This window comes from Acinetobacter sp. yr461, from assembly GCF_900110445.1.
Taxonomy (GTDB): domain Bacteria; phylum Pseudomonadota; class Gammaproteobacteria; order Pseudomonadales; family Moraxellaceae; genus Acinetobacter; species Acinetobacter calcoaceticus.
Genome location: NZ_FODU01000007.1, coordinates 1 through 17663 on the forward strand (window position 1 = coordinate 1; position 17663 = coordinate 17663).

The following is a 17663-nucleotide window of genomic DNA, read 5'->3' on the forward strand; positions in this document are numbered from 1 at the left end:
AGATGTATGCCTCACATATGTCCCTATCGTCTAGAGGCCTAGGACATCGCCCTTTCACGGCGGTAACCGGGGTTCGAATCCCCGTAGGGACGCCAAATTCTAAAAAGCCACTGCATAATGTCAGTGGCTTTTTTCTTGCCTTAAAAATGAAAAACCAATCAATGATTAGCTTTTCATATGCTCCATTAGCTCGCAATGCCCACTTGTACTTCAAGGCGACCCGACTGTACACGTAGCCCTCTAATTTCAAATTGATCTACCAATTGCTGGACCAACTCTCGGCTTTCTCTCAAAATATTCAAACCCGGTAAAATACTAAAATCAGTCAAACTTAAAAGCTTTTCAACCATCCATGAACGGTTATTAATAAAGTCGATAAATCCTGCTTGCTCTAGGTCAATAAACCACATACGGTGACCATCACGCTGGATGCCAGGAATATCACCAATCAAGTGATTAATGAGTGATGGAATCGGTAACATATTCACCACTTCAAAACCAACTCGACCAATACGGCGCACAGCCCAGTTTGATAGTGTTCCCCCATGGCGGATCTGAACATCAAGGCTCTCATCCATTTGACGTAGGCGCAAAAATTTTTCCTGCCCAATACGGCATTCCAATACTTTAAAATCTAAACTTAAACGATACATGAAACGATGGTAATGCCCATCGATCTCGACTTGGAAACTATCATTGCCACACTTGATTTTAATATCATCAATTTCAGAACGATCTATGCGCTTACGAATTTGATTATTTAATAGCATTTCCGGTAAATACAGCGTTAAGGTGCTCTTCCCCAAAAATGTACGTGCCATGATCAACGCGACTTGACGTGCAGTTTCACTGGTTTCAGACACCATATCTCTCACAGTGCCTGCCGCCAGATTAGTCATTCCGACAACTCCACGTCTGGTGTGAGTGGTCACTTGGTCGAGCGCATCTAATGCAGCATCCGCGACCCCTGCAATATTACGTGTCGTATCACTAGCGAACCCGACTGCATCTTGGGCATGTTGCAATGTCTTATGCAGTAATCGACGAGATAATGACGGTTTTGCGGTATCTGGGTTATCTACAGCCGATGCTGTTGTTGTAGGCTTCGACTCATTGTCATCTTGTTGACCCAAGTCCCTCTCTCCTTTTTATATTTATTTCACATCCTATTTATGAGTATTTAAGCTCATTTATAGTGCTAATCACACTTCATTTTTCTGTAGATTAGCATGCTCTACAATATTATTTTAATTTTTATGTGTACGCATAAATCATCTGCTTTTTGTATTTCCTTGTTTATTCAAAATTAATTTTTTGCTAGCTCAAAGCACTTCATCGATATCTTACAAATTTTTTTCTTTTTCGACATTTCCGTTAGAATAGATTCAAACTGAATGTGGAGTTCCTATGCAATACCGTTGCCCTCAATGTCAAAGTGTTAAAATTATGCCTGTAAGCCAAGGCATTAACAGCGCAAAACCAACTGTTCCTAAAAGCCTTGCTATCTTAATTCCTGCAATTTTTATGCTTTTACTCTTGGTTATTATTAGCATTTTTATGTGGATTTTTGGCAATGGTGCAAGCAGCTCTCTTCAAATTGCAACAGTAGTTGTTTTTGTTGTGACTGTAGGGGCAGGTTTTATGTTCTGGCGTGATTTACCAGACTTTAAACTGTCTATGCAAGCATTTATGCAGTCACAAAAACATTGGAAATGCCGTGACTGCAATAACGAGTGGGAAATCTAATCAATTATTCACATCAGTTTAATGCTGATGTGAATGTGCTTCGTCAGCATGTTCATGGGGAGCATGCTGGGCAGTGTGCTGACAGTTAATCTCCTCGTCATCTTCAATTTGCAAAGTAACCTCTGCAATCCCATGTTCATGAGATAGCATTTCGACTGCTTCATTATAAAGCCTTGTCCGTTCTGCTTCTGGCGCAAACAAGTGCACCGTTAAATGAATATTTTTAGACGTAATGGCCCAGACTTTAAGTTGATGAATACTTTCAACGCCATTTAAAGAAAGTAGATCTGTACGTAATTTCTCAATATCCACTTCTTCTGGCACACCTTCGAGCAAAATATTAATACTCTGTTTAAGCAAAATCCATGTTCTTGGTAACACCCAAAAGCCAATGAGTACGGCAATAAGCGTGTCAATCCAGTACCAGTTGGTGAAATAAATCGTTATTGCCGCGATGATCACTCCTACCGAACCCAATGCATCGCTTAAGACCTCTAGATAAGCACCTTTAACATTTAGACTAGAGTTAGCGCCCGACATTAAAATTTTCATTGAAATGAGGTTAATTACTAAGCCAACCGTTGCCACAATGAGCATCCCCACACTTTGGATTTCAGGTGGCTTAGAGAACCGAATATAGGCCTCATATAAAATATAAACTGCCACCACAAAGAGCATGAGCGCATTAAATAAAGCTGCCAAAATTTCAAAGCGCTGATAGCCAAAAGTACGCTTATTATCAGCGGGACGTTTTGAAATTTGAATGGCAACCAAAGCAATTGCCAAAGCAGCTGCATCTGTAAACATATGTGCAGCGTCAGAGAGCAATGCCAAACTTTGTGTGATTAAACCTGCAATGACCTCAATAATTAAAAACGTTGTAGTAAGAGCTAAGGCAATTGTTAATTTTTTAGCATTACCTTCAGTCACTACCGCATGACTATGATCATGTTGTCCACCCATGTTGCGGACTCCTTATTATTTATCTTTATGGTGAGGTAAAAGTAACAATGAATGCATTATTATTTTTACCTCTTTCAAACACTTTTTTGACTTAGATTCTGTAATCAAAAAAGATATCTTAAATCGATGACATTATGAATGCTCAGCGCTTTTCGCCTTGCTTTCATTCATCCATCGATAAATTACTGGTAATAAAACCAGAGTTAATATCGTAGATGAAATAATGCCACCAATAACAACCGTTGCCAAAGGTCGTTGCACTTCTGCACCGGTTCCTGTTGCCAAAGCCATTGGAATAAAACCAAGCGAAGCAACACAAGCCGTCATTAGAACGGGTCTTAAGCGTAAGATCGCCCCATTCCAAGTTGCAGTTTGAATATCAAAGTTTTCTCTAAGCTCTTTAATAAAGCTCAGCATCACCAGACCATTCAAAACAGCAACACCAGACAAGGCAATAAATCCAACGCCAGCCGACATCGAAAGCGGAATATCCCTTAGCCAAAGTGCGATAATGCCACCCGACAAAGCAAACGGTACGCCGCTAAACACCAACAGACTTTCTTTAATATTATGGAATACAGCCATCAGTAAAATGAAAATCATAGCAAGCGCTAATGGAACAACAATTTTCATTCGTGCAGCAGCTGAAGCTAGATTTTCAAACTGACCACCATATTCCAACCAATACCCCGCTGGTAGTTGTTCTTTTGCGAGCGTTGTTCTTAGCTCTTGAACAAATGATCCTAAATCACGGCCTTCTACGTTAGCGGTAATAATGACACGGCGCTTACCATTTTCACGTCCTACCTGATTTAAGCCTGAGGTACGTTCAACTTTAGCGACATCTTGAAGCTGGATTAGACCACCATTTGGTAATTGAATCGGAAGTTGGGCTAAGTTTTGAATGGTACGTTGCTGATCCTCTAAGCGAATTTCAAAATCGAATCGTCTATCACCTTGTAAAATCTGCCCTACATTTTGTCCACCGACACTTGCCGCCACAATATCTTGAATGGCTTTGGCAGATAATCCATATTGCGCAGCCAAAGGACGATTAATTTCGATACTTAGCACAGGCAAACCGCTCGTTTGTTCTACCTTAACGGCTGTAGCACCAGAAATTGTCTGTATTTTTTGAGCAAATGCCTGAGCCTGCTCATTAAGCACTTGCATATCATCGCCAAAAATCTTGACGCCAATATCGCTACGAATGCCTGAAATCAGCTCATTAAAACGCAGCTCAATCGGTTGAGAGAACTCGCTGTTATTGCCCGGTAATGTCGCCAAGAAAGCCTGCATACGCGAACGTAGTTCATCTAGCGTTTCTTTAGAGTTTGGCCATTGATCATGAGGTTTAAGCAAAATGACCGCATCAGAGATATTAGGGGGCATCACGTCAGTTGCAACCTCAGCCGTTCCTGTTCGTGCAAAAACAGCCTTTACCTCTGGAAAATTTTTCAAAATGAGCTTTTCAGTATTTTCTTGCATTCGCAGAGACTGTTCGAGTCCTGTACTAGGTGAACGCATTTGCTGTAACGCAAAATCACCTTCACTGAGTTGCGGAGCAAATTCACTGCCCATTTGGGTCGCTAACACACCTGTGAGCACTAAAATACTTAATGCAAAACTCAGAACAACGATCTTAAGTTGATAAGCCCGATCGAGAATATCTCGATATTTCTGCTTTAAAAGCAGCATCCAACGTGTTTCTTTTTCTTTCACTTCACCCGTAACAAAAAGAGCAACTGCCGCAGGTACAAATGTCACAGAAAGAATCATGGCACCCAATAACGCCATAACCACGGTCATTGCCATTGGATGAAACATTTTGGCTTCAACACCCGATAAGGCAAAAATAGGTAAATAGACCACTAAAATAATCATTTGCCCAAAAATAAGCGGTCGACGGGCCTGTTTCGCTGCGAGAAAAACTTCTTTGAATCGCTCAGTGCGTGTAAGTGGGCGTTGTAAAGCATGCTGTGCTTCTGCTAGACGTCGAATACAGTTCTCTACGATAACAACTGCACCATCTACAATAATCCCGAAATCAAGCGCTCCTAGGCTCATCAGGTTGGCACTAATGTTTTGCTCAGCCATACCTGTCAGGGTAAATAGCATCGAAAGTGGAATAACACAGGCAGTAATTAAAGCTGCTCGGAAATTTCCAAGGAAAATAAACAGAATCACAATAACCAGAATCGCCCCTTCTACAAGGTTCTTCTGTACTGTTGCAATTGCTTTGTTTACCAAACTCGTCCGGTCATAAACCGTTTCGATTTCTACACCTTTAGGTAAGGTAGATTGGATTTCCTTAATTTTGGCATCAACCGCCTGAGCAACGGTACGGCTGTTTTCCCCCATCATCATCATGGCAATGCCAAGAACAGTTTCTTCACCATTGTAAGTTGCGGCACCTGTTCTTAAATCATGCCCAATAGAGACATTCGCCACATCTGCCACACGAATTGGTAAACCATTTTTAGTGCTTACAGTAATGTTTTGAATATCCTCAACACTACTTAACATGCCCGGAACACGAACAGTGAGCTGCTCTCCGTTTTCTTCAATAAAACCTGCTCCGCGATTTTCATTATTTTCTTGCAAAGCAGTTTGAAATTCATTAATTGAAATTTGCAGCTGCTGCAGACGTTTTAAATCAGGAGAAACAATATAGGTTTTATTGTAGCCACCAATACTGTTAATTTCGGCTACGCCTTTCACTCGCTGCAATTGAGGACGTACAATCCAGTCCTGAATTTCACGCAAGTCCATGGCTGTATAGGCTGTACCATCAGCTTTTTTAGCACCAGATTTTGCTTTTACGACCCATTGGTAAATCTCACCTAATCCCGTTGAAACAGGAGACATAACTGGATCAACTGATTCGGGCAGTTGTCCGTCCGCCTCTTGCAATCGCTGATTAATTAATTGCCTTGCCCAATAAATATCTGTCCCATCTTTAAAAATGATGGTGACTTGAGAAAGTCCATAACGGGAAATAGAGCGAGTCTGTTCCAGATTAGGAATTCCGGCCATCGCATTTTCAATAGGATAGGTAATGCGTTGTTCGACCTCTAAAGCCGTATATCCATTTGCTTGAGTATTAATCTGGACCTGAGCATTGGTAATGTCTGGAACCGCATCAATAGGAAGCTTTTGATAACTCCAGATTCCGACTCCAATCCACGTCAGCACAAATAGCATGACCCAAATAGCATTTTGAATGGCAAACTGAATAATTCGATCAAATAACCCTTCGGGTTTGGGCAGTTCAGGTTTATTAATGTCCATGCTCTGCCTCTCCTTTTTCCAGTTCGGATTTCAGCAAGAAGCTGCCTTCTGCAACATAGCGCTGGCTTGGATTAATACCTTTTACAACTTCGACCCACTGACCATCTTTAGAACGTTGCCCCAACTGTACCGTGACAGGTTCAAACTCAAAGCCTGTTTTGACCATTTTTGGAGTAAAGATAACGTCTTTACCTTCAACTTGCTGGATCGCTTGTGCTTTTACACGTATCACTTTTTGCGTTGAACCTGAATTTAGCTCAACGTTAACCATTAGGTTTGGACGTAATTCACTATTATTTGCTAAAACCTTAGCACGAACTTGTAAGCGCCCTGTCTGAGCATCAGCCTCTGTTGTTAAGCTTTGAACCTGTGCAGTAAATACATTCCCAGTTTGCAAAGATTTAAATTCAATCTGCTGATTTGGCTGTACATTCATATTTGCGGTGCTTGGTAAAATAAACTCCAGCCACAACTGATCAAGTTGATTAATAATAAAAAGCTGATCTGCAAGCTGTACGTTTTCACCCACCACAATATCTTTATTACTCACCGTGCCAGCAATTGGAGCTGTTAAGGTGTAGCGTCCGCCTGAACCGGAACCTGCGCCGAATGCACTTAAGCGTGAGCGAGCTGCTTTAACCTGAATTTGGGCTTGCTGGTAAGCGTTATAAGCTCGTTGATAATCTTGTTTAGCAGAAATTCCCTGAGACCATAAGCTACGTTCACGTTCATAGTCCTGACGCGTTAAATCAAGATTAGACTGTGCAATTTGTAAATTCGCTTGTTGATCGACTAGATCTGGAACCAATAAGCTTGCGAGAGCCTGACCCTTTTTAACCTGTTGTCCCAATTCAACATAGACTGCTTCGACACGACCACTAAAACTTGGTGAGACATGGGCTTGACGGTCTGTATTTACAACCAGTTTGGCTGGATAAGTTTGAAGTTGAGCAACTTCCCCCACTTCAACCTGTTCAATTTTTAAATTTTGTTCCTGCATTTGTTGAGCAGTGAGCATCAATGGTTTTTCACCTTCGTCATGATGTCCTTCACCCTCTTCCTCAGCATGCCCATGGCCTTCTGAGGCTTCAGAAGAGGCAGGTTTATTTTTTGAATTTAAAACGAGCAAGCCGATTAATATTGCAGTGACTGCTGCAATCACTCCCACCCAAAGCCACTGAGAATTTTTCTTTAAATTTGTCGACATTTTTATTCTCCTGCCTGAGTTTGGAATGATTGGCTTTGTTGCCAAGCACGTTGATTCAATTGCATTAAGGCATCTTTCGCCATGATTTGTTCCGGCTCTAAACCGAGACGCAAACTTTGAATTTCAATTGAATTTTGCCAAGCCTGTTTTAATAGCTCGACTTTACGTAAACGGACATCTTGCAATTGCATGGTGGCTTGCTGAACATCGGTAACTGCGAACTTACCCAAACGGAAACCTTGTAATGTTTTTTGTTGAACTTGAGCCGCAAGAGGAACTTGCTGATCATTGAGTTGTTTAAACTGGATGCGCAAACCCTTTAACTCTGACATCAAAGTCTCAATATCTGCTTGATTCTGCTGTCGATAAAAGCTTTGTTGGCGTTGAGTCAGCTCTTGCTTGGCTTGAGCAATCTTGATTCCATATTGCTGGCGATTAAAAAGATTTAAAGGAATTTCTACGCCTAAACGAATTTGGTTATCTGTACTCTGCTCTGGAGAGCGAGTGTTATTAACACCCAAAGTTACGGTAGGTTGTGGTCTTGCTTTTGCTTTAAGCTGTTGAATATTGGCTTGCTGCGCAAGAGAATCCAACTGGAAAGAGCGCTCCAATAAATTATTTTGTGAATCTTGGTTTGGTTCTATATTCGCTGCCAGCGCCCATAACTGGTTTGGACTTTGAAAGAGCTGAAACTGACTTGAACCACCACCCCATAAATTCACTAGTTGCTGTTTCGCAACTTGGAGTTTTAAATCGACTTGTTGGTATAAGCGCTGATTTTCCAAGTGAGACATACGCACTCGGTCTACATCAACTTGCGCAATACTTCCTGCCTGATAACGTTTTTCCGATGCTAGTAAATTTTCTTGGCTAACGGATAGCTGCTCTCCAATGAGAGACTTTTCAAGCTCAAGCAAAGCCACTTGCGACCAAAAATATTTAACGATTAATCCAAGCTCAGCGGTATAACGCTGCTCAGCCAAATCAATTTTTGATATCTCCACTTTTGCCAAATTTTGTGCAGCTTTGCGCTGCCCAAAAATATCCAAAGGCTGAGATATACCAATTGCGAGTTCTTTTTCTTGATCACTCTGGAAACCTGTTTGCTCAATGGAAAGACTTGGGTTTGCCCATAAACGACTCTGCTTTAAATTAGCCTCAGCCATTTGCTGCTGTGCTTGCCAAACACCTTGCTGACTTTGATAGTTTTGTACCTGTTCTAACGCTTGCTCAAAAGTAAACGCTGCCTTTTGAATATAGCGTTCTTGTTGAATATCAGACTGAGCCATCACTGCTTGCCCAGCCAATAGCATAGCAATAGACAGGCTTGAAATTGTTAAAACTTTTTTTAACGTTATCTTAACGTTACTCTCTAAGTGATAAGTAGAACTCACTCGATTTGAAAAAATAGAAGACATGTTTTTGCCCCGCAATAAATAAGAGATGCGGTGGGCTTTTTTTGGCTACCCCACCTATAGCGGGGTTAAAACAGGAGGAGGTTTTAAAGCAGTAAGATGGGGTGACTGGTAAGAATTAGACCAGTGATAAATTTGTGAGAGTTCCTGCACGTGTACTAAAGGTGCTTCAGCTTGTTTTGCAACTTCAGTCATCACAACGTGAAAACATGAAGGTAAATGATCATGGTGATCTTGCAAATTTAAAGGAGCTTTATGAGAGGGGTTTCCAGCATCGTTCTGTTCAATATGAGCTTGATGTGAAGATTGATAAACATTCAAAACTGCATGATGCCCGAAATGATGCAATGCTTTTTCCTGATTTTCATGCGCGCAAAATGCCGCTGCCACATTCCATAAACTCTGGAATATGAGCAAACTAAACAAGACGAACACAAAAATTGCGGAACGTGGCAAAAGCGCACCATTAAACTAAAAAGTTGAACAAAGCCACTATAACAGGCACTAGGCATGTAATAAAATTACAAAACCTCGAATCACGAATCCCCACCTTTTAATTTAGAACTTATCTCACGTTAGACGAGACAAAAATAACTTATTATTGAGTAATGATTATGTACAAGCTTTTTTCTGCATCTATATTAACAATTTGCCTTGGCTTAACTGGCTGTGCAACGTCAATGCTATCATCTGCCTTGCCCGATGAAACAACTCAAGTTCAGACGAATACTTTAAAAACAGATCAAATTATTGCTCTAGGTCAGGCAGTTAAAAATCAGCAGGAACAAGGATTAGTATTTATAGGTCAAGACTATAATTATTTAATGACTGATGGTAGCGCAGAGCTTCTAAAAATTATTAAAACTATTCCAGCCACCGAAAGAACGCTTAATATCCCCTCTCCACTTGTACTCACTATGGATGATCCAAATCATTTTCACGGAGTAATACAGGTTCGCTATAATACACGCATGGGAAATCTAAATGAAAAACAAAAAGATATGTTAAAGGATTTGGGTTTTAAACAGAATTTTGCCATGCTCCAAGCTCAAGAGAATACCCCATATCCCTATATTAATATTTTTTTCAAAGGCCAGCTTTATGAAGCTAAAGACCTAAAAGATATTCAACAAAAACTAGTAACCCCATACGTGGTGGAATTACAGGAAAAAATTGAAACAACTACAAAACATCCATTCAAGCGTGCTACCCGCAAGGTTTTGTACCCTTTAGCAATGACCTTTGATGTAATTGTCTTTGCACCCTCTTTAATATGGGCAGATTTACATGGTGACTTTAATAAATAAAGCACTGAAATTCCTAAAACAAAAAACCAGCCCTTAGGCTGGTTTTTAAATTTAGCAGTAATTAACCGCTAATTTTTTTGTATTTCGTACGTTTTTGAGCAGCATCATCACCTAAACGTGACTGGCGATATGCTTCATATTCAGCATAGTTACCTGCGTAGAATTCTGGCTGTTCATTTTCAAATGACAAGATATGTGTCGCAATACGGTCAAGGAACCAACGGTCATGCGATACCACCATTACAGTACCTGGGAATACAAGAATTGCATCCTCAAGCGCACGTAAAGTTTCAATATCCAAGTCGTTTGATGGCTCATCTAGTAAGATTACGTTTGCACCTAACTGTAAGATCTTCGCTAGTTGTAAACGGTTACGCTCACCACCAGACAATTCACCTACACGTTTTTGCTGATCTTGACCTTTAAAGTTAAAACGGCCGATATAAGCACGTGATGCGATTTCGTAATCACCAATTTTTAAGATATCTAAACCGCCAGAAACTTCTTCCCAAACAGTTTTATTATTATCTAAAGTGTCACGGATCTGACCAACATAAGCAACTTTAACCGACTCACCTAAGGTCACAGTACCTGTATCAGGTTGCTGTTCGCCGGTCATCATACGGAATAAAGTCGTTTTACCTGCACCGTTTGGACCAACAATACCAACAATCGCTGTTGGAGGTACGGTAAACGTTAAGTTTTCGTACAACAAGCGACCGTCAAATGATTTGCTGATGCCTTCCACTTCCACAACTTTGTTACCCAAACGTGGACCAGGTGGAATATAGATTTCAGACGTTTCATTACGTTGCTGGAATTCTTTAGAGTTAAGCTCTTCAAAACGTTCCATACGCGCTTTGTTTTTCTTTTGCTGACCTTTAGCATTTGAACGAACCCATTCAAGTTCTTTTTTCAATGCTTTAGCAAAAGATTCTTCTTGTTTATTTTCCTGCTCTAAACGAGCATTCTTTTGTTCTAACCAAGAAGAATAGTTCCCTTGATAAGGAATACCCATGCCACGGTCAAGTTCAAGAATCCACTCAGCCACGTTATCCAAGAAATAACGGTCATGCGTAATCGCAACGATAGTGCCAGGGAAATCTTTCAAGAAACGTTCTAACCAGGTTACAGATTCTGCATCCAAATGGTTCGTCGGTTCGTCCAGAAGTAACATATCTGGTTTCGAGAGCAATAAACGGCAAAGTGCAACACGACGGCGCTCACCACCAGAAAGTAATGATACGTCTGCATCCCAAGCTGGAAGATTCAAAGCATCCGCAGCAATTTCAAGCTGGTTGTTTAGGTTGTGTGCATCCCAAGCATGGATAATTGATTCTAATTTTTCCTGCTCTTTTGCAAGTGCATCAAAATCTGCATCTGGATCTGCATACTCTGCAAAAACTTGATCAAGACGTTCTAATGCATCTAAAGCTTCACGCACGCCATCTTCAACGTTACCACGAACGTCTTTAGTCGGATCTAGCGGTGGTTCTTGCTCTAAATAGCCGATTTTAATTCCAGGTTGTGCACGAGCCTCACCAGAGAAATCTTTATCTACGCCAGCCATAATACGAAGCAAGGTAGATTTACCTGCACCGTTCAAACCGAGCACACCAATTTTGGCACCCGGGAAAAATGATAAAGAGATGTCTTTTAAGATTTCGCGCTTTGGCGGAACCATCTTAGACACTCGGTTCATCGTATAAATATATTGGGCCACGCAGGACTCCTCAATTGAAAAACCAGTACATCGCAATAAGCGATAAATAATCGCGCTTATTATACGCTGAAAACCTCTTTGACTTGAAGTTATGATTTCCATCGTACGGATTTATCAAACAATTTTCTTTTTCAATAAGTTGCAAAATGTTTATGTATAAAATTTATACAAGGTTTCAGCGTATATTTTTCTATCTTTATTCCTAAAATTGGAAAACAAACCAGAATTTCTGCAATTTTCTCTATTCGTTTTAGGCTAGACTCGCTCAATATTTAACTCACGAAGATGAAGTAATAATGACTTATAAAGATGAAACCTTAGCCATTCATGCAGGCTATTCACCAGAGGCGACCACAAAAGCTGTTGCAGTCCCTATTTATCAAACCACATCTTATGCATTTGATAATACCCAGCACGGTGCCGATCTTTTCGATTTAAAGGTTCAAGGTAATATTTATACCCGTATTATGAACCCAACGACCTCTGTGCTTGAACAGCGTCTTGCCGCGCTTGAAGGTGGTATTGGAGCTTTAGCATTAGCATCTGGTATGGCTGCGATTACCTATGCTATTCAAACGATTACTGAAGCAGGAGACAACATTGCCTCGGTCTCAACATTGTATGGTGGAACCTATAACTTATTTGCCCACACCTTACCGAAACAAGGAATTGAAGTTCGTTTTTTTGATTACCAAAAGCCTGAAAGCTTACGTAACTTGATTGATGATAAAACCAAGCTTGTTTTTGTTGAGTCGATTGGCAACCCACTCGGAAATATTATTGATCTAGAGGCTATTGCTAAAATTGCTCATGAATATGGGGTTCCAGTCGTTGTAGACAATACCGTTGCCACCCCTGCTTTATTAAAACCTTTTGAATATGGCGCTGATATTGTCATTCATTCTCTTACAAAATATATCGGTGGTCATGGCAATAGCATTGGCGGTGCGATTGTAGATAGCGGTAAATTCCCTTGGGGTAAATATCCGGAACGCTTTAAAGTTTTGAACACACCAGATCCGAGTTATCACGGGGTTAATTATGTCGAAGCATTAGGTGATGCAGCTTATATTGCACGAGCTCGCGTAGTTCCATTACGCAATACAGGTGCAGCAATTAGCCCTTTAAGTGTGTTCTTAATTTTACAGGGTCTAGAGACTCTAAATTTAAGAATGGAACGCCATACTGAAAATGCTCAAAAAATTGCGGAATATTTGCAAAATCATCCAAAAGTAAAATGGGTGAATTATGCAGGCCTCAACGATCACCCACAGCACCAACTGGCTCAAAAATATGTAAAAGGCAAGCCTTCTGCAATTTTGTCTTTTGGCGTTCAAGATGGTCTCGAAGGCGGTACTCGTTTCATCGATGCACTACAACTGTTTACTCGTCTCGTAAATATTGGCGATGCCAAAAGTTTAGCTTGCCATCCTGCAACGACAACTCACCGCCAGCTCAACGAACAAGAACTTAAAGCTGCTGGTGTAAGTGAAGATATGGTGCGTCTTTCAATTGGTATTGAGCATATCGATGACTTAATCGCCGATTTACAACAAGCGCTTTCAGCTGTATAACTTTTAAACTATCTAACAAGCCTCTGGAAACAGAGGCTTTTTTATTTTCTGCTCATGATAGGACTAAAAACAATTAATGGATTAAGATACTATTTTAGAGTTTTTACTCTAAATAAATTGTTAAATTTCATATATTTACAGACTAGACAATTTTTAAACATCTATTAAGATAAGAGCTATATTTATGAGTTCATTTGGATGAACCTACGGTTGTAAAAAATAAAAATTACATACCGGAATAAATAGTCCCTGCCCCTACTTAGGTAAAATGCTGTGAATAAAAAATTAGAAGCTCTGTTCCAGGAAAAGGTACAAGATAAAGTCATTTTAGTGACAGGCGCCTCGAGTGGAATCGGATTAACGATTTCAAACAAACTTGCTGATGCGGGTGCTCATGTTTTACTTGTTGCCCGTACTCAAGAAACTTTGGAAGAAGTGAAAGCAGGTATTGAAAGTCGTGGCGGTAAGGCATCCATTTTCCCATGTGATCTCAACGATATGGATACGATTGATCAAGTATCTAAAGAAATTTTAGCTACGGTTGATCACATTGATATTTTAATTAATAACGCCGGTCGTTCTATTCGCCGTGCCGTACATGAGTCTTATGATCGTTTCCATGACTTTGAACGCACGATGCAGTTAAATTATTTTGGCGCAGTGCGCTTAGTTCTCAATATTTTGCCTCATATGATTCAACGTCAAGATGGGCAAATTATTAATATTAGCTCGATTGGTGTGTTGGCAAATGCGACTCGCTTCTCTGCCTATGTGGCATCTAAAGCTGCTCTCGATGCATTTAGCCGCTGCCTATCAGCTGAGGTTCATGCACATAAAATCGCAATTACTTCAATCTATATGCCGTTGGTTCGCACTCCAATGATTGCACCAACTAAAATTTATAAATATGTACCAACTCTGTCACCTGAGCAGGCTGCTGACTTAATTGCTTATGCAATTGTGAAACGTCCAAAACGTATGGCAACCAACTTGGGGCGTTTAGCGTCAATGACTTATTCGGTTGCACCGGGTATCAACAATATGTTTATGTCGATTGGCTTCCGCTTATTCCCAAGTTCGGATGCAGCAAAAGGTCAAGAAACCGAGAAGTTGAACTGGGCACAAAAAGCATATGCACGAATTTTCCCAGGTGAACACTGGTAATTTTGAATTAATAACATAGTGAATAAAAAAGCGCCTCAATTAAGGCGCTTTTTTTAACTAAAAATATTACCCATCAAGAAACTGAACATGTCCTGTTTTTACATCATAAATTGCACCTACAACTGCAATCTCACCTCGCTCAACCATATCCTTTAAGACGTTACTCTGGTTAATGATGTATTGAATGTTGTAGTGAACATTCATGGCAGTCACCTGATTGATAAAAGCTTTGCTTAGTTCACGTGGCTGCATAATGTCATATACACTATCAACTGAATGCATTAACGGCCCAAGCACATATTGAATATGTGGCATTTCCTTCACGTCAGCCACTTGCTTATGCTCTAAGCGTAATTGACATGCGCTCGTCACCGCACCGCAATCGGTATGCCCTAACACTACAATCACTTTAGAGCCTTTAGCCTGACAAGCAAACTCAAGCGAGCCTAATACCTTTTGCCCAGCAATATTACCTGCGATTCGTAAGCTAAACAGATCGCCGATACCCACGTCAAAAATCATTTCTGTAGGTGCACGTGAGTCCATACAACCAAGGACTGCTGCGATCGGATGTTGCCCTTCATCTGCGGTAACTCGGATTTGACGATAAATATCTCGTTGTAAGCGTTCATTTTTTACAAAGCGCTCATTACCTTCTTTAAGCAGATTTACAACCTGCTGAGGGCTCAGCTTTTGTTGTAAATCATGTGTACTAATATCAATATCAAGTACCGCATCATCAACATCTTGATAGTGTTGTTTGAACCCGACCAGTTTAAGATTTACCTGACGTTTAATAGCAGTTTCATTTTGATAATCTTGAATAACCTGATAGATATCAGGATCAATCGAATCACATTGAGTTGCATCAATAATGAGTTGTTGATGTTTATGTACATGTTCCAATGCAGAAATAAGCGCAGAACGATTTAGAAAGGTTACTTGTGACGGAAGTTCAATACGAGTAACTACACCATGTAAACGCTTCTCTCTATAAACACGAATACCCTTATTAAAATTGCCATAGAGAATAAAAGCACTGCTGGTAAATAGACCAATTAAAATTCCCATTAAAAGATCAGTCAGTAAAATTGCAACCAAGGTAATAATAAAAGGTAAAAATTGTTTCCAACCCTTTTGATAGAGCTGTCTAAATAATCTTGGGTGAGTAAGCTTAAAGCCTGTCACGATTAAGATCGCAGCCAATGCCGACAGTGGAATCATGTTCATTAATGGCACGAAGAACAAAACCGCTAATAGCAACAATACGCCATGAATAATGGTAGAGCATTTGCTACGCGCGCCTGTATTTGCATTCACTGAACTACGCACAATAACCGAGGTCACAGGCATTCCACCAATTAAGCCCGAAATAATGTTACCTGTACCTTGTGCCCAGAGTTCACGGTTAGGAGGAGAAGAGCGTTTTTGAGGATCAATTTTATCTGCTGCTTCCAGATTCAATAATGTTTCTAACGATGCAACAACAGCAAGCGTAATTGCTCCTGTGTAAATCATAGGCTCAGCTAAATAGCTAAAATCAGGGAAAATTAATACTTCTTCGGGTGCTTGCAATATATTCGGCAATTGAATGAGGTTATCAACTTGCACTGCCCAAGGTGAGCCAATACTCACCAAAATAAAATTTAAAACCGCTGCCAACACAACTGCAATCAGAGCAGAAGGTAAAGCTAGTTTTTTGAGTGGACTACTATCCCACGCTAAAATTAAGAATAAGCTGAGCAAACCAATCAGTGCAGCTCCTCCATCAAAACGCTGAAGAAATGCATCTGGCGTTGAAGTCCAAACCTGTTTCCATGAAAAATCAGAAAGCCCGAACAGATAGGGTAATTGTGTCGCAATCAGGATGACACCTATGGCCGCTAGTAATCCTAAAATGACATTATTTGGAATAAAGTTTGCAAAAAAGCCTAACTTAAATAATCCAAAGAGAATTTGTAGAACACCTGCGAAAATAATACACAATAAAAAGGCGGCATAATTGCCGCCTAATTGTTCTAACTGTACAAGAATTACAGCAGTGAGTCCTGCTGCTGGTCCGGCTACACTGATGTGGGAGCCACTCAGTAAGCCAACAATAATACCACCAACAATACCAGCAATAATGCCAGAGATAATGGGAGCTCCTGAGGCTAAAGCGATACCCAAACACAGCGGTAATGCCACAAGAAATACGACAACTCCGGACAGGAGGTCTTTTAAATGAAATCTATTCTTCAGGTTTAAAACCGACATAAAACAACCATTTATAATAAAAAGAAATAAGCAAAGTTGTACTATTACAGCCTGAAAGTGATTAATTGCTTCAAGGCTTGGTTGATGGTGTCGGACAACTGAATATCGTTAAAGTTGAGTTATGCTATAACGTTGTGTATTTAATTGTGTATTTAACAACAATTTGTTGATCTTAAGATTCACCTCATCTTTACGACTGCGATTTTTTATTAAATACTCATAATTAATTATTCATAAATATAGGTGGTACAAAATTTTATAGATTTGGAAAGTTGAATAAAATACGAAAATGCTTAAGTACGTTGGCCTTTATTAGATAATTTTTATCTTAGATTTATAAAATATAGCCTATCCAAACATTATCTGTTTCAACAATATAATATTCATTCCCATTAATAGTTTTTACTTCTCGATATTTCTTAATTACATTGTTCTCAAACCATTTTTTTGAATCTTCATAATTTTTTTGGGTCTCATAGTCAGCAGGGCTACCAAGCCAATCTTTTTCATATAAAGTTATTTCTATTTTCTTCTCCCAATTAACTTTATTCATAATATCGCTAACATCTTGCCACTCGACTATGTTTAAAGAAGCCCCATCAATGGACTTCTCAAAAAGCCCATGATAATACTCAATTTTTTCGTCAATTGCGCAAACAATTTGTGACCGCTTTAAATCATTTTCAAATAACCATATTCTTAAATAAGAAGGCTGACCTAAGGAATCTAATTGTTCTTTCCATGACATGTATATTCGTAGCAACCCATCAAAAAATAATTCCTTATATATACCTTGAGGTTGTGGATACTGACTATTTGTTAGAGATAACCTATCCCATGGGTTAACCCAAAACTTTACATATTCACACTGATATTGCTTTAGATATGCGGTATCAAGGACGAGATGATCATCAACCCACTGTTTAATCTTTCTAATTCGTCTTTTTTCTCCACGAATTTTTTTATATTTAATCATTACTTATCCTATTATTTCTATATAAAAAAGAAGCCTATCGA

At 39.8% G+C, this 17663-nt stretch carries 13 protein-coding genes and 1 tRNA gene; 5 read left to right on the forward strand and 9 right to left on the reverse strand.

What is annotated here, in order from left to right:
- Positions 1-19: 19 nt before the first annotated feature.
- Positions 20-95, forward strand: a tRNA-Glu gene (locus tag BMW38_RS11630).
- Positions 96-185: 90 nt separating this feature from the next.
- On the opposite strand, the gene BMW38_RS11635 is transcribed toward BMW38_RS11630, so the two are convergent.
- Complete coding sequence (locus BMW38_RS11635) at positions 186-1133, reverse strand: hypothetical protein (RefSeq protein WP_045433461.1); 948 nt, start codon at positions 1131-1133, stop codon at positions 186-188.
- A gap of 274 nt (positions 1134-1407) precedes the next feature.
- Here BMW38_RS11635 and BMW38_RS11640 point away from each other — a divergent pair, with 274 nt between their 5' ends.
- The gene (locus BMW38_RS11640) at positions 1408-1746 is read left to right on the forward strand and encodes a hypothetical protein (protein ID WP_005038239.1); all 339 of its coding nucleotides are present in this window, start codon (positions 1408-1410) and stop codon (positions 1744-1746) included.
- 18 nt (positions 1747-1764) lie between these two features.
- On the opposite strand, the gene BMW38_RS11645 is transcribed toward BMW38_RS11640, so the two are convergent.
- From BMW38_RS11645 to BMW38_RS11665, 5 genes are all read right to left on the reverse strand, one after another.
- The gene (locus BMW38_RS11645) at positions 1765-2709 is read right to left on the reverse strand and encodes a cation diffusion facilitator family transporter (protein WP_092708185.1); all 945 of its coding nucleotides are present in this window, start codon (positions 2707-2709) and stop codon (positions 1765-1767) included.
- A 132-nt stretch (positions 2710-2841) separates the two neighbouring features.
- On the reverse strand, positions 2842-6000 hold the full coding sequence (locus BMW38_RS11650) for an efflux RND transporter permease subunit (RefSeq protein ID WP_092708191.1): 3159 nt from the start codon (positions 5998-6000) through the stop codon (positions 2842-2844).
- On the reverse strand, positions 5990-7207 hold the full coding sequence (locus tag BMW38_RS11655) for an efflux RND transporter periplasmic adaptor subunit (protein WP_092708194.1): 1218 nt from the start codon (positions 7205-7207) through the stop codon (positions 5990-5992). The genes BMW38_RS11650 and BMW38_RS11655 overlap by 11 nt, the downstream gene beginning before the upstream one ends.
- Before the next feature lie 2 nt (positions 7208-7209).
- Entirely contained in the window at positions 7210-8625 is a 1416-nt protein-coding gene (locus tag BMW38_RS11660) for a TolC family protein (protein WP_092708197.1), read from the reverse strand.
- A 54-nt stretch (positions 8626-8679) separates the two neighbouring features.
- Positions 8680-9078 (reverse strand): cation efflux protein, CzcI-like, encoded by a 399-nt coding sequence (locus BMW38_RS11665; protein WP_170834066.1) that lies wholly within the window; start codon positions 9076-9078, stop codon positions 8680-8682.
- Positions 9079-9236: 158 nt separating this feature from the next.
- Here BMW38_RS11665 and BMW38_RS11670 point away from each other — a divergent pair, with 158 nt between their 5' ends.
- Entirely contained in the window at positions 9237-9929 is a 693-nt protein-coding gene (locus tag BMW38_RS11670; protein WP_092708203.1) for a hypothetical protein, read from the forward strand.
- A gap of 61 nt (positions 9930-9990) precedes the next feature.
- Here BMW38_RS11670 and ettA read toward each other — a convergent pair whose 3' ends face one another.
- Positions 9991-11652: an energy-dependent translational throttle protein EttA gene (gene ettA, locus BMW38_RS11675; protein WP_003653862.1), complete on the reverse strand. Its 1662-nt coding sequence runs from the start codon at positions 11650-11652 to the stop codon at positions 9991-9993.
- A gap of 296 nt (positions 11653-11948) precedes the next feature.
- Here ettA and BMW38_RS11680 point away from each other — a divergent pair, with 296 nt between their 5' ends.
- Together BMW38_RS11680 and BMW38_RS11685 are read left to right on the forward strand one after the other, a co-directional pair.
- Positions 11949-13226, forward strand: a complete 1278-nt coding sequence (locus BMW38_RS11680) for an O-acetylhomoserine aminocarboxypropyltransferase/cysteine synthase family protein (protein WP_092708206.1) — start codon at positions 11949-11951, stop codon at positions 13224-13226.
- Positions 13227-13499: 273 nt separating this feature from the next.
- Complete coding sequence (locus BMW38_RS11685) at positions 13500-14390, forward strand: SDR family NAD(P)-dependent oxidoreductase (protein ID WP_005044093.1); 891 nt, start codon at positions 13500-13502, stop codon at positions 14388-14390.
- 66 nt (positions 14391-14456) lie between these two features.
- Here the strand turns inward: BMW38_RS11685 and BMW38_RS11690 are convergent, their stop codons facing one another.
- Together BMW38_RS11690 and BMW38_RS11695 are read right to left on the reverse strand one after the other, a co-directional pair.
- Positions 14457-16646 (reverse strand): solute carrier family 23 protein, encoded by a 2190-nt coding sequence (locus tag BMW38_RS11690; RefSeq protein ID WP_092708209.1) that lies wholly within the window; start codon positions 16644-16646, stop codon positions 14457-14459.
- Between the two features lie 334 nt (positions 16647-16980).
- The gene (locus BMW38_RS11695; protein WP_092708212.1) at positions 16981-17622 is read right to left on the reverse strand and encodes a hypothetical protein; all 642 of its coding nucleotides are present in this window, start codon (positions 17620-17622) and stop codon (positions 16981-16983) included.
- Positions 17623-17663 lie beyond the last annotated feature (41 nt).